Genomic DNA, 13,175 nt, shown 5'->3' on the forward strand with positions numbered 1-13,175 from the left:
TAACAATGCCTAAAATTAAAACAGTACGTGGTGCTGCTAAGCGTTTCAAAAAAACAGCTTCTGGCGGTTTCAAACGTAAACAATCTCACTTACGTCATATTTTGACTAAAAAGACAACTAAACGTAAACGTCATTTACGTCATAAATCAATGGTTGCGAAAGCAGACCAAGTTTTAGTAGTAGCTTGCTTACCATACGCATAAGCCGTTATTTAAGCAAAACGTACGATTAGTTAAATTAGTTAAAATATTACATAGGAGATTAAATAATGGCTCGTGTAAAACGTGGTGTTATTGCAAGAGCACGCCATAAGAAAGTTCTTAAGGCTGCTAAAGGTTATTATGGTGCACGTTCACGCGTGTATCGCGTTGCTTTCCAAGCGGTGATCAAAGCTGGTCAATACGCATATCGTGACCGTCGTCAACGTAAACGTCAATTCCGTCAATTATGGATTGCACGTATCAACGCTGCGGCTCGTCAAAATGGTTTATCTTACAGCAAATTTATCAACGGCTTGAAAAAAGCGTCTGTTGAAATCGACCGTAAGATCCTTGCTGATATCGCTGTATTCGACAAAGTAGCGTTCGCTGCATTAGTTGAAAAAGCAAAATCTGCACTTTAATTTAAAGTTTAGATTCAAAAAATTAGGACGCTGAAAAGCGTCCTTTTTTATTATGTCTAAATACAGTCGAGGTATAAAAATCATATGCTATGTGTATGGAATCAAAAAGCTTAAGCAATGAGTAGAAATATTGGCTGTCATTATAATCTAACAATTAATGCCTTCACCTCTTTATTTACTCCTCAGCTTGATTAGTTGAGTAAATTACTATATTATTCGCGCCCAATTATACCTAATAAACATTATCTTTTTGGAATTTAATTTATGAAAATTTTAAATAAAGCGCTTCTTCTGGCTATGATGTTACCTTTAACTGGGTGTGGTACCTTAATGACTTTAGATCAACAAGAGGCTTATAGTGGTATTCAAGAAGATGTTTCTCGTCTTACCTTTTCTAAAACCGCTCCAGCAGGAGATGTTGGTGAGGCTTTTGGTACAATTCTTTTGTATCCATTTATCATTATTGATGTTCCATTAAGTTTCGTTGGCGATACCCTAATGTTGCCGGTTAAAGGTATTCAAAAGTTATCACAAGATTAATTTCAAATAAAGAGCGGTTAGATTTCACAATGTTTTTATAAAATAGAGTGGAATTTAACCGCTTGTTATTTTTGAATGGGAACAGAATAATCCTCTAAAAAAGGAGTCAAAATGACAAATATCGTCGCATTAATTGCAGCAACCGTATTAAATCTACAAACTCATTTTATACCTGTGAAATCAAATGAGGCTCTAACAGACTTGGTGATGATTGAACAGATACCTATGACCCAAGCCCAGCTCGCTGAAAAAGCGAAAACCTTTTATGAAGAAGGTTATGATTATTTCTACGGTATTTCATATCCCGTAAATCGTACTCTAGCGGTGAAGTATTTTCAGGAAGCTGAAAAGTTAAAGAATGCGGATGCTTTATTTTTCCTATCTATTCATCAACAAAATAATGGCAATTTGAAGGAAGCCGCCCAAGCTGCGAAAAGATCGCTTGAGTTGGGGAATGAAGCTGCCAAAATTATATTAGGTAAAATTCAAAAAGATGAAAAATTGAGGAAAGAAGGTAATACACTTGAATTAGGAAATGAAGTCACCAAAATTACAGTAGGTGAAACTCAAGAAGATGAAACATTGATGAAAGAGGGTTTCAATGCACTTAAAAAGAAAGTGGATTCTGGCGATATGCATTATTCGGATTCTTTAGGCTATGCTTATGAATTTGGAATCGGCACTTCTTTTAGTATTAAAGAAGCGATGAAATACTATGAAATGGCAGCAAAACAGAACAATACGATGGGGATGACGAATCTCGCTAATCTTTATCTTCGAGAAAATAAGTTTAAAAAAGCGAAGCCTTTATTAGTTAAAGCCGCAGAAAAAGAATATGGCTATGCACAGTATTTACTCGCGATGAATTTTTTTGATCTTTATTCTGACAACAATAAAGAAGCATTATTTTGGTTAGAAAGGGCAGCGAGCAATGATGAGCCACATGCACTTTATCAATTAGGTTTGTATTATGTAGAAAAAGCTGATTTAGCTAAATCCATTCAATACTATCAACGCGCCGCAGAGCTTAATTATGGAGATGCGCTTCTTGAGTTATATTATATCTATGGCGAAGGTATTGGTGTTGAGCAAGATGATGATAAAGCGCTATTTTTCCTTAAGAAGGTTGCAGAATTAGGGAACCAAGAGGCGATTGAGGAGTTAGCCGCTATGGCATTGAGTGGGCAAGGCAATATGGATGCTAAAGAAGCAGAGTATTGGATTAAAAAAGCTGGCTATACAGAAGAGATGCTTAAAGAATTAGATAAGCTACAAGAAAAAAGTTTAGAGATGTTTGAAAAAATGCAGAAAGAGAATCAGTAAAAGCTATAGATATACATATTAAAAAACAAAATAAAAACCTGCTTTTCAGCAGGTTTTTATTTTATATGAATGCCAAATTAAGCATGGCAAGTTTGGCAAGCGGCTTGGAACATCCAAACAAGTTTTTCTTGCTCTTTGATGTAGTCGCTCATTTGAGAAGCGGTACCTTCATCATCAGACTCACCCGCTAATTCAAGGATTTCACGTTGTTGTTCAAGTAATACTTTTAATCCTTCTAATGTTCCTTTTAAGCAAGATTGCGCATCACTTACCCCTAACTCTTCTTTAATACGTGAGTGTTGGAAGTATTGTGAATAACCGTTATGCGGTGTGTAACCTAAAGTTAAGATACGTTCTGCCACTTCATCTACTTTTACTACTAAATCAGTGTAGATTTCTTCAAATTTTGCGTGTAATTCAAAGAAGTTTACCCCTTTAATGTTCCAGTGGTAACCGCGCACGTTGGTGTAGAATACTTGATAGGTTGCTAATAATTCATTTAATTTTACTGCTAATTTTTCAGATGCTTTTTTATCTAAACCGATTGATGTTTTTGACATAGTATTTTCCTCTTTATTGTTGATTAAAATGTTGTTCCCTTGCTTGGGAAGTGCGGTCATTATAAGCATCGTTTTTTCTGATAGCTATTTCATATTATCTAGTGATTCAATAGTTAAAATCTATTCATAATAAATTATACATAGTTAAAAACTTTTATCTTGAATTAAGAAAAAAACTCTGTGAAGTAGATCACACATTCAATATTTCCCCTTTGACAGAATGAAGCGAAGATGATTATGATTGATGCAAATCATTTTATTCTAAGATTTGATTGCTTTACTTCATTTTCGAATGAAATGTTTGGCTAGGTTTAAAACCAAAAATATGATTTTATTACTCATCAGGAGTTTAGTATGACAAAGCATTTTTCCTTTGAAACTAATGAATCTCGTCGTCATTTTATGAAACTTATGGCTGGCGTGGGGGCAGGTCTTGCATTTAGTGGTACGTTAGGCACATTTGCACCAAAAGCCTTTGCTGCAGACATTAAAGGTAAAACTATTGAAGCAGGGATTGCTTATCCGCTTTCTACCGGTTTTGACCCAATGACATCAAGTGGTGCTTCACCTTATGCAGCAAACTTGCACATTTTTGAAGGTTTGGTGGATTTGCATCCTGCAACTCGTGAACCTTATCTTGCTTTAGCAGGAAAAGAGCCAGAACAAGTTGATGAAACAACATGGCGCATTACTTTACGTGAAGGCGCAACCTTCCATGATGGTGCACCGGTCACCACTGAAGACGTTGTGTATTCTTTCAATCGTATTATGGATCCAGCCAATAAATCATTATTTGTGATGTTTATTGATTTCATTGAAAGTGTGAAAGCTGTGGATGATAAAGTGGTGGAATTTAAATTGAAATATCCATTTGCTTTATTTGCTAACCGTTTAACTTGCGTGAAAATTGTACCGAAACATGTAATCGACAAAGTCGGTCAATCTGCATTTGATGCGCACCCAGTTGGTTCTGGTCCATTCAAATTTGTTTCAGCGGTGAAAGATGACAAAATCGTCTTTGAAGCGTATGAACCTTACAATGGTAAATATCCAGCGCAAGTTGAAAAAATGTCTTGGTTATTACTTTCTGATGCCGCAGCTCGTGTAACTGCACAAGAGTCTAAACGTACTCAAGCAATGGAAAGCGTGCCTTATTTAGACATTAGTCGCTTGAAAAACAAAAAACAACAAGTGCAATCCGTTCAATCTTTCGGCTTGCTATTCTTAATGTTTAACTGTGAGAAAGCTCCGTTTAACAATCCAAAAGTACGTCAAGCGTTACACTATGGTTTAAACACTGACAAACTTGTTGATATTGTATTTGATGGTAATGCAGAAGCTGCAACATCATACTTACAAACTACTCACCCAGATTATATTAAGGCATCAACTCAATACCCTTATGATCCAGAAAAAGCAGCGGCATTATTAAAAGAAGCCGGTGTAACTGAGCTTAAATTTGAATTGCTCGCAACCGACCATGACTGGGTGAAAGAATCTGCACCGTTAATTCTAGAGTCTTGGAACAAGATTCCAGGTGTGAAAGTCACTTTACAACACTTACAATCAGGTGCGTTATACAGCAACAACGTGGATCCTGGTGTATATGAAGTGGCAATCGCTCCAGGTGATCCATCAGTGTTCGGTAATGACTTAGACTTGCTTTTAAGCTGGTGGTATCGTGGTGATGTATGGCCGAAACGTCGTTTCCGCTGGAGCAACACCCCTGAATTTGCGAAAGTGACTGAATTACTCAATGCAGCAGTGAGAGCAAAAGATCACGCTGAAGCGAAAAAATCATGGGAAGAAGCGATTAACATTATTGCGGCTGAAGTACCACTTTATCCGATTGTTCATCGTAAACTTCCTTCTGCATGGGATGATAGCAGCCTTGAAGGCTATCAACCATTGGCGACAACCGGTTTATCTTTCCTCGGTGTGGGCCGTAAATAAAAGCACTTTTTAATTTAATGTTTTGGCTGTTGAGAAATCAACAGCCTTTTTTCTTTCTTTTTAACACCAAAGTGCGGTTATTTTTCTCTCTATTTTTCAATCATTTTTTCTCTCAATTTCATTTCCAAAAAATCTTTGTGAAGCCGATCACAGATTTGAACTTTGCCTTAGGCACTTGGATTGACAGGGTATAGTGCGGACATTATGATTTGTATAAATCATTTTGTTTTTTGATTTGATTATTTCACTTCATTTTTAATTTAATGAATTTCTCAAAATAGAATAGGAGAGGTCAGATGGAAATGATACTTCGATTATTGTTACGCCGATTGATGGCTTTGCCCGTCATGATACTGGGTGTAACCGCACTCGTCTTTGTAGTGCTTCAATTCACACCAGGTGATCCCGCTACGGTAGCATTGGGCGAAAGCGCTAGTGAAGCGGCAAAACAACTTTACCGCGAATCACATGGCTTAAATGATCCACTCTTTGTTCAATATTTTCGTTTCTTAGGTAATTTACTTGTATTGGATTTTGGTGTGACTATGCCACCAGAATTACCGATCAGTAGTATGTTAGCGAAATCTTTCCCTATCACTTTACAACTTACCTTAATTGGTGTGGTGTTTGCGGCAGTAGTTTCTTTTTCATTAGGTGTACTAGCCGCGCTTTATCGTGATAGCTGGGTAGACCAAGTGATTCGTTTAATCTCTGTTGCAGCGGTTGCGACACCATCATTCTGGTTAGGTATCTTACTTATTCAATGGTTCTCTTTGGAATTAGATTGGTTACCTTCTGGTGGTTTTGTGCCATTCAGCGAAAGCCCGATGGGGTATATCAATTCCATGATTTTGCCATCTCTTGCGCTTGCCGTGCCAGTATGTGCGTCATTAATTCGTGTGGTGCGTACAACCATGGTAGAAGAAATGGATAAAGATTATGTGAGAACGGCGATTGGTAATGGGGTGCCTTATGCAACTGTTATTCGTCACAACGTATTACGCAATGCATTAATCACGCCTGTAACAGTATTAGGTTTACGTGTAGGTTACTTACTTGGTGGTGCAGTGGTTATCGAACAAATCTTTGACTTACCGGGCATGGGTAAATTGATTTTTAACGGTATCGTCAACCACGACTTACACTTAGTACAAGGGGTGGTTCTGACAATCGCTTTTACTTTCGTTTTAGTGAATATTATCGTTGATATTCTCTATGTGTTGATTAACCCTAAAATTCGGAGTCTATAATGTTTCGTCAAGGTTTAGCAGATCGATTAGCTGCAAGCGGTGCGAGATTCCGAGCACTTTCCACCGCATCAAAAATTTCATTATTATTCTTAGTTTTAGTTGCTTTAGTGGCGGTATTTGCCCCTTGGGTAGCAACACATGATCCATTAGAAGTGATCGCACGTATGCGTGCTCCAAGTGCGGAATATTGGTTTGGGACTGATCGACTTGGTCGTGATATTTTCTCTCGTATTGTTTATGGTGCCCAAACGTCCTTATTTATCGGTTTAGGTGCGGTAGCTTGCGCCATTATTTTCGGTAGTATTTTAGGTGCAACTGCAGCCACATCCGAGAAATGGGGCAATGAAATTATCATGCGCTTAATGGATATTTTAATGGCCTTCCCTGGTATCGCATTAGCGGCAGTGTTATTAGCAACCTTTGGTAACTCTGTGCCGGTCATTATCATCACCATTGCTGTGGTTTATACTCCGCAACTTGCTCGTGTAGTTCGTGCGAATGTGGTATCACAATGGGATGAAGATTATGTGCGTGCTGAGCGTGTTATTGGTGGTAGCCGTACTTATATTCTTCTCAAACACGTTGTACGTAATACCGCTGCACCGGTTTTAGTATTCGCAACTGTAATGGTGGCAGATGCCATTGTATTCGAAGCCTCGCTTTCTTTTTTAGGCGCAGGTGTACAACCACCGCATCCTTCATGGGGTAACATCCTTTCTGAAGGTCGTAACATCGTATTAAACGGTGCATGGTGGGCGACAACCTTTGCGGGTGTCATGATTCTTTTAACCGTATTAGCCTTAAATATCTTAGCGGAAGGTCTTACTGATGCCTTGGTTAACCCGCGCTTGAAAGGCGGTAAAAAACCAGAAGGTAAATCAGATGAACGTCTTTCTACCGACGTACAAGAAGCGCTTTCTGAAGGTCTTGCATTAAAACGTTACTTACTCAAATTACATGAAAAAGAAATCACACGTACGAATCGTATGCAATTAGATCCAAATGCAAAACCGATTTTACAAGTGAAAAACTTATCTATTCGCTTCCCGAATCGTTATGGTGAAATTCCATTAGTAGATAATATCAGCTTCACCGTAAATGAAGGCGAAACCATGGGATTAGTAGGCGAGTCTGGTTGTGGTAAATCCATTACAGCATTCTCTATCATGGGCTTGTTACCAAAAACAGCTAAAATTACTGGGGAAGTGCTTTTCACAGACCGTAGCGGAAAACAACACAGTTTACTTAACGCTAACAATCTAAGTGAATTGCGTGGCTCTGAAATTGCAATGATTTACCAAGACTCTTTAAGTGCGTTAAACCCATCAATGCGTATCAAAGATCAAATGGCACAGCTCATTAAACGTGGCAGCCACCATACTGCAGAAAAATTGTTGGAATGGGTACACCTTGATCCTGAAAAAGTGTTAAACCGTTATCCACATGAGCTTTCTGGTGGTCAACGTCAACGTGTAGTGATTGCAATGGCATTAACTCGTGAACCGAAATTATTAATTGCCGATGAACCAACAACCGCATTAGACGTAACTGTTCAAGCTGAAGTGGTGAAATTATTGAATGAATTACGTGAAAAACTGGGGTTTGCTATGGTGTTTGTCAGCCACGATTTAGCATTGGTTGCGCAATTAGCTCACCACATTACCGTAATGTATGCAGGTCAAGTGGTGGAAATGGCGCCGACTTCCTTACTGCTTGCTAATCCAACTCACGAATATACCCGTGGCTTATTGGGTTCTGTACTTTCAACTGAAGTCCGTGCGAAACGTTTATATCAAATTCCGGGCAGCGTACCGTCACCTTACGATTTTGCTGTGGGTGACCGTTTCGCAAGTCGTTCATTACGACCAGATGCAAATCCGGATCAAAAATTGATATTAACCGCCGTGGAAGGCGAGCCGTCTCACTTATGGGCTTCTCATTTAGCTGAGCCTGTAACGGAAGCGAAAGGAGCATAATATGAGCAGTAGTATTAAAGTCATTAAAGAACAAAACATCATTGATTTAGAAAATATCGTGGTGCAATTTCCTTCTCGCGACGGTTCATTGTTTGGACGTAAAAAATTCACTGCGGTGAACAATGTGAGTCTTGGCATCAAAGCAGGGGAAACCATTGGTTTAGTTGGGGAGTCTGGCTGTGGAAAATCTACCTTAGCCAACGTGATTATTGGACTTCTTAAACCGACATCAGGTTTAGTGAAATTCAATGGTTTACAAATGCAATATGGCAGCTCAGAAGCGAGAAAACAATTCGGTCGCCAAGTGTCAGTCATTTTCCAAGACCCTGCAACCGCACTGAATCCTCGTATGAAAGTGTTGGATATTTTGCGTGATCCAATGGATATTCATAATGTGTTACAACCCCATGAACGGGAAAAACGTGTATATGACTTGCTTTCTCGCGTCGGTTTACCACGTTCTGCAGCACAAGTTGAGCCAACTCGTTTATCGGGCGGACAAAAACAACGTGTGGCAATCGCACGTGCTCTAGCACTGAATCCAAAACTTATCGTTGCGGATGAACCGACTTCTGCATTAGACGTATCCGTTCGTGCTCAGGTATTAAACTTATTGGCAGATTTGAAAAAAGAACTCAATCTTGCCATGGTGTTTATCTCTCACGATATCCAAACCGTACGCCAAGTATCTGACCGTATTGTCGTGATGTACGGTGGACAAATCTTGGAAACGGGTAGCACTGAAGATATTTTCAACCACCCAACCGTGGATTACACCCGAAAATTACTTGGTGTTGCCCCGTCCTTGTTGTAAACAGATAAAATAAAACATCTTAATTTATAACCGCACTTTTAAAGTGCGGTTATTTGTTGATGATTTTTAATAAATTTGTTGATACAATTAGTCAACATTGTTTCTTAAATTATGGAATATTAATTATGAAAAAATTAGCTTTTTTACTATTAGCATCTTTAAGTGCGCCAGTTTTTGCTGATCCAACTGTTTTTAAAATGGAATTAGGAAAAACAACAGAGTCTGAAGTAAAAGAGATGTACTCTACAACTTTAAATGGAGTTAATATTTATACCGATGGTAATCAATACTATATTGATACTAAAGAAATTGATTTTGATGGTTTAAAATCAGCAGAGGTTATTTTTGATAAGCAAGGTGTGCTAGTTGCTGTGCTTTCAACTTTAGTAGAATCAGATCCTATGAATCATGGAAGATTTTCCCATATTTACGGTATTTTAAATAATAAATATAAACTGGTAAAAAAAGAAACTCCATTTGTAGGTGATCAGATTGCAACCTTTAAAGATGGTGATACCGAAATTACATTGAGTGCACCGCATATGGGGCATTTTAAAGTTCATCTAAATTATATTCGTAATGAACTTATGGAAAACTACAAAAAGCGTAGTTCAGAAAATAAAAAAGCTAAAGATAAAAACGATGCTGCAGCACTATAATAATCGAGAAGTATCTTCTACAGAATTATTAATTGATAACCGCACTTTTAAAGTGCGGTTATTTTTTTGCTTATTTTAGGTATTAAAGCGTTAGTGAAAGGTTAGAAACATACTCCAAAAGTCTTTTAGAGTTTAGGTTTTTTATCAAATAGCATAGAATAGGCATATAAAAATAAGGAGATTTAACATGCAACAAAAAATTCAACAAGCATTAGCCGATTCACCACTTTCAAATGTAATTCTTTCTGCATTAGAAGAACAAGAATGGAAAGGTTTTTTACCGGCTGAAAAAGTGCGGTCAATTTGTGATGAATTTAAGCTTACGCCTGTTCAATTAGGTTTGGCGCTTTTGCCCGTAGCGGCTTGCTATAGCCACACACCCATTTCAGAATTTCATGTTGGAGCGATTGCGATTGGTGAAAGTGGTGATTTTTACTTTGGTGCGAATCAAGAATTTAAGGGTAGTAGCATGGCTCAAACCATCCATGCTGAACAAAGTGCGATTAGCCATGCATGGTTACGTAATGAATCTCGCATCACGGATATCGTGGTGAATTACACGCCTTGCGGTCACTGCCGTCAATTTATGAATGAGCTTTATCAAGCGGAAGATTTGAAAATCCATTTGCCACATAGCCAAAATAATCCACTTCCTCAATATTTACCCGATAGCTTTGGCCCGAAAGATTTAGGTGTTGATTTGCTTCTATTAAACAAAGAAGAACAAGGTTTCACTTTGACGACGGAAGATGAAGTGGCAAATAAAGCCATTTTAGGGGCAAACCGAGCACATTCACCTTATTCTAACAGCCCTCATGGTGTAGGCATTTTATTTAAAAATGGGGAAATGATTTGTGGTCGATATGCAGAAAATGCGGCATTCAACCCAAGCCTACCTGCTATGCAAACAGCGATTAATTTTGCTTACTTAAATCAACTGGATGTATCAAAAATTGAGCGAGTGGTATTTGCAGAGAAACCGTTGCGTTTAAGTCACCGCAAAATGGCAGAGCAGTTATTGAAGAGCCTTTGCAAGGTTAAAATAGAATATATTAGCCTGTAAAGTGCGGTCAAAAATGAATTAGTTTTTGGACTAAAAGAAAGGGCGAACAGAGATAATCTCTCATGTTCGCCCTTCTTTTTACTGATTTTATGCTAATTCAGCACGTAATTTTTTCGTAACATCAACCATCACTTTTAGTGCAGCAATCGTTTCTGGCCAACCGCGCGTTTTTAATCCACAGTCTGGGTTTACCCATAAACGTTCTTTCGGTACCACTTGTAATGCTTTGCGAAGAAGATGTTCAATTTCTTCTGCTGCAGGTACGCGTGGACTGTGAATATCATATACACCTGGGCCAATATCATTCGGGTATTTGAAATCACCAAATGCGCTGAGTAATTCCATGTCAGAACGCGAGGTCTCGATAGTAATGACATCGGCATCTAAGGCTGCAATAGCCGGTAGAATGTCGTTAAATTCGGAATAACACATGTGCGTATGAATTTGGGTATCATCTTGGCAACCCATTGAGCTTAAACGGAAGGCTTCGCCCGCCCATTTCAAATAAGCATCCCAATCAGCACGTTTTAACGGTAAACCTTCACGAATAGCCGGCTCATCAATTTGAATCACTTTGATACCTGCTTTTTCTAAATCTAACACTTCATCAGAAAGTGCCACCGCAATTTGTTTACAGACCGTTTCACGAGAAATATCGTTACGCACGAAAGACCATTGTAAGATCGTCACCGGACCTGTCAGCATGCCTTTCATCACTTTATTGGTAAGGCTTTGGGCATATTGCGACCAACGTACCGTCATTGGTTCAGGACGAGTGACATCACCGTAAATTACAGGCGGTTTCACGCAACGTGAACCGTAACTTTGTACCCAACCGAATTTGGTGAACGCAAAACCATCGAGTAATTCACCGAAATATTCCACCATGTCGTTACGTTCTGCTTCGCCATGTACCAATACATCTAAGTCTAATTTTTCTTGCTCACGTACAACGAATTCAATTTCTTTTTTCATTGCTGCTTCGTAATCAGCTAAGCTGAGTTCGCCTTTTTTGAAGGCTGCACGAGCATGACGAATGGCTGTCGTTTGTGGGAAAGAACCAATATTCGTCGTTGGTAGAAGTGGTAAATTTAACCACGCATTTTGTAATTTAATACGTTCCGCAAATGGCGATTTACGTTGGTCGGCATTTTCCGGTAAGTTTGCTAAACGTTCTGCCACACAAGTGCGGTGAATTTCACGCGAGTTTTTACGTGCATCCGCAGCTACTTGAGAAGCCTCTAATTCGGCTTGAACAGCTTCACGGCCTTGTTCTAGTGCGGTCTTAATAATGCGTAATTCTTGAATTTTTTGTAACGTGAAAGCCAACCATTGATAAAGCTCTGGCTTATTTGCTTGGAGTTGCGTTTCAACCTCTAAATCATAAGGTGTATGGAGGAGAGAGCAGCTTGGCGCAATCCATAAACGATCACCTAATTTCGCTTTTAATGGCTCAACCACATCTAACACTTGATTCAAGTTTGCACGCCAAATATTACGGCCATCAATGATACCCACAGATAAGATTTTGTCATAATCTGCAAAGGCTGCAAGTTGTTCTGGTGCGCGCACTAAATCGATGTGCAAACCTGCTACAGGTAAGGCTTTTAACAAATCAGCATGTTCTGCCACAGAACCAAAATAAGTCGCAAGCAATAATTTCGCTTTCACTTGTTCAGCAAAAGTGGCGTAAACCGCTTTATAAGCCGCAATCCATTCTACCGGTAAATCTAAGGTGAGAGCTGGTTCATCAATTTGAATGTATTCAACACCTTCTTCAGCTAACGTATTTAAGATTTCAACATAAACCGGCACGAGTTGTGCTAATAAATCAAAGCGATTAAATGCAGTGCCTTTTTCTTTACCTAACCAAAGGAAAGTGAGTGGCCCAACGATTGTTGGTTTCACTTGATATCCAAGCGCTTTAGCTTCACGAATTTGTGTCACATAATGTGTTGGATTTGCTTTAAATTGTGTTTCTTTATGGAATTCTGGTACAAGATAGTGGTAGTTGGTATCAAACCATTTTGTCATTTCAATCGCAAATTGGGTTTTATTACCACGCGCTAATTGGAAATATTGATCGAGTGTTAAATTTTGGTTATCGAAACCAAAGCGAGCAGGAATTGCACCTGTTGCTACTTGTAAATCTAAAATGTGATCGTAAAGTGTGAAATCAGCCACCGCGACAAAATCAGCATTTGCCTTGGCTTGGTGTTGCCAGTTAAGTTCACGTAATCTTTTTGCAATATCTAATAAATCCGCTTCCGCAATTTCGCCACGCCAGTAACGCTCTTGAGCAAATTTAAGTTCACGCTTTGCGCCTACGCGCGGAAATCCAGCTAAATGAAATGTTGTCATAATTAATCCTTCTATTGTTTTGTTTGGTTTAGACGTCTAAACGTCTGTTCATTT

Annotated in this window: 12 protein-coding genes; 10 read left to right on the forward strand and 2 right to left on the reverse strand. The window is 38.8% G+C overall.

Going from position 1 to position 13,175, the window contains the following annotated elements; genetic code table 11:
* The first annotated feature begins 5 nt into the window (after positions 1–5).
* The 4 genes from rpmI to INP94_RS08040 all read left to right on the forward strand — a co-directional run bounded on the left by rpmI (position 6) and on the right by INP94_RS08040 (position 2,485).
* A complete protein-coding gene (gene rpmI, locus INP94_RS08025; RefSeq protein ID WP_005596065.1) occupies positions 6–203 on the forward strand; it encodes a 50S ribosomal protein L35 in 198 nt (65 codons plus the stop codon).
* Positions 204–268: 65 nt separating this feature from the next.
* Positions 269–622, forward strand: coding sequence for a 50S ribosomal protein L20 (rplT, locus tag INP94_RS08030; protein WP_005596075.1), 354 nt, complete (start codon positions 269–271; stop codon positions 620–622).
* 264 nt (positions 623–886) lie between these two features.
* The gene (locus tag INP94_RS08035; protein ID WP_197543249.1) at positions 887–1,162 is read left to right on the forward strand and encodes a YceK/YidQ family lipoprotein; all 276 of its coding nucleotides are present in this window, start codon (positions 887–889) and stop codon (positions 1,160–1,162) included.
* Between the two features lie 111 nt (positions 1,163–1,273).
* Positions 1,274–2,485 carry a tetratricopeptide repeat protein gene (locus INP94_RS08040; RefSeq protein WP_197543250.1) on the forward strand — a complete coding sequence of 404 codons (1,212 nt, stop codon included), beginning with the start codon at positions 1,274–1,276 and terminating at the stop codon, positions 2,483–2,485.
* 77 nt (positions 2,486–2,562) lie between these two features.
* Here the strand turns inward: INP94_RS08040 and INP94_RS08045 are convergent, their stop codons facing one another.
* The gene (locus INP94_RS08045) at positions 2,563–3,045 is read right to left on the reverse strand and encodes a Dps family protein (protein WP_049373453.1); all 483 of its coding nucleotides are present in this window, start codon (positions 3,043–3,045) and stop codon (positions 2,563–2,565) included.
* Positions 3,046–3,399: 354 nt separating this feature from the next.
* On the opposite strand from INP94_RS08045, the gene INP94_RS08050 reads away from it, so the two are divergent.
* The 6 genes from INP94_RS08050 (at position 3,400) to cdd (ending at position 10,760) form a co-directional block, all read left to right on the forward strand.
* Entirely contained in the window at positions 3,400–4,998 is a 1,599-nt protein-coding gene (locus tag INP94_RS08050; protein WP_197543251.1) for an ABC transporter substrate-binding protein, read from the forward strand.
* A gap of 296 nt (positions 4,999–5,294) precedes the next feature.
* Positions 5,295–6,248 carry an ABC transporter permease gene (locus INP94_RS08055; RefSeq protein ID WP_014065363.1) on the forward strand — a complete coding sequence of 318 codons (954 nt, stop codon included), beginning with the start codon at positions 5,295–5,297 and terminating at the stop codon, positions 6,246–6,248.
* A complete protein-coding gene (locus INP94_RS08060) occupies positions 6,248–8,224 on the forward strand; it encodes a dipeptide/oligopeptide/nickel ABC transporter permease/ATP-binding protein (RefSeq protein ID WP_197543252.1) in 1,977 nt (658 codons plus the stop codon). The genes INP94_RS08055 and INP94_RS08060 overlap by 1 nt, the downstream gene beginning before the upstream one ends.
* Before the next feature lies 1 nt (position 8,225).
* Positions 8,226–9,038 (forward strand): ABC transporter ATP-binding protein, encoded by an 813-nt coding sequence (locus INP94_RS08065; protein ID WP_005696082.1) that lies wholly within the window; start codon positions 8,226–8,228, stop codon positions 9,036–9,038.
* A 125-nt stretch (positions 9,039–9,163) separates the two neighbouring features.
* Positions 9,164–9,697, forward strand: coding sequence for a hypothetical protein (locus INP94_RS08070; RefSeq protein WP_230845716.1), 534 nt, complete (start codon positions 9,164–9,166; stop codon positions 9,695–9,697).
* Between the two features lie 187 nt (positions 9,698–9,884).
* The gene (cdd, locus tag INP94_RS08075; protein ID WP_197543253.1) at positions 9,885–10,760 is read left to right on the forward strand and encodes a cytidine deaminase; all 876 of its coding nucleotides are present in this window, start codon (positions 9,885–9,887) and stop codon (positions 10,758–10,760) included.
* 87 nt (positions 10,761–10,847) lie between these two features.
* On the opposite strand, the gene metE is transcribed toward cdd, so the two are convergent.
* Complete coding sequence (gene metE, locus INP94_RS08080; RefSeq protein WP_197543254.1) at positions 10,848–13,121, reverse strand: 5-methyltetrahydropteroyltriglutamate--homocysteine S-methyltransferase; 2,274 nt, start codon at positions 13,119–13,121, stop codon at positions 10,848–10,850.
* Positions 13,122–13,175: the final 54 nt, after the last annotated feature.

Origin of the sequence: Haemophilus parainfluenzae, from assembly GCF_014931395.1 — a bacterium.
In the GTDB taxonomy this organism is placed as follows: domain Bacteria; phylum Pseudomonadota; class Gammaproteobacteria; order Enterobacterales; family Pasteurellaceae; genus Haemophilus_D.

Excerpts from the sequence above, each read along its gene's own strand:
- rpmI (WP_005596065.1), top strand. The coding sequence starts at position 6 with ATGCCTAAAATTAAAACAGTACGTGGTGCTGCTAAGCGTTTCAAAAAA.
- rplT (WP_005596075.1), top strand. The coding sequence starts at position 269 with ATGGCTCGTGTAAAACGTGGTGTTATTGCAAGAGCACGCCATAAGAAA.
- INP94_RS08035 (WP_197543249.1), top strand. The coding sequence starts at position 887 with ATGAAAATTTTAAATAAAGCGCTTCTTCTGGCTATGATGTTACCTTTA.
- INP94_RS08040 (WP_197543250.1), top strand. The coding sequence starts at position 1,274 with ATGACAAATATCGTCGCATTAATTGCAGCAACCGTATTAAATCTACAA.
- INP94_RS08045 (WP_049373453.1), bottom strand. The coding sequence starts at position 3,045 with ATGTCAAAAACATCAATCGGTTTAGATAAAAAAGCATCTGAAAAATTA.
- INP94_RS08050 (WP_197543251.1), top strand. The coding sequence starts at position 3,400 with ATGACAAAGCATTTTTCCTTTGAAACTAATGAATCTCGTCGTCATTTT.
- INP94_RS08055 (WP_014065363.1), top strand. The coding sequence starts at position 5,295 with ATGGAAATGATACTTCGATTATTGTTACGCCGATTGATGGCTTTGCCC.
- INP94_RS08060 (WP_197543252.1), top strand. The coding sequence starts at position 6,248 with ATGTTTCGTCAAGGTTTAGCAGATCGATTAGCTGCAAGCGGTGCGAGA.
- INP94_RS08065 (WP_005696082.1), top strand. The coding sequence starts at position 8,226 with ATGAGCAGTAGTATTAAAGTCATTAAAGAACAAAACATCATTGATTTA.
- INP94_RS08070 (WP_230845716.1), top strand. The coding sequence starts at position 9,164 with ATGAAAAAATTAGCTTTTTTACTATTAGCATCTTTAAGTGCGCCAGTT.
- cdd (WP_197543253.1), top strand. The coding sequence starts at position 9,885 with ATGCAACAAAAAATTCAACAAGCATTAGCCGATTCACCACTTTCAAAT.
- metE (WP_197543254.1), bottom strand. The coding sequence starts at position 13,121 with ATGACAACATTTCATTTAGCTGGATTTCCGCGCGTAGGCGCAAAGCGT.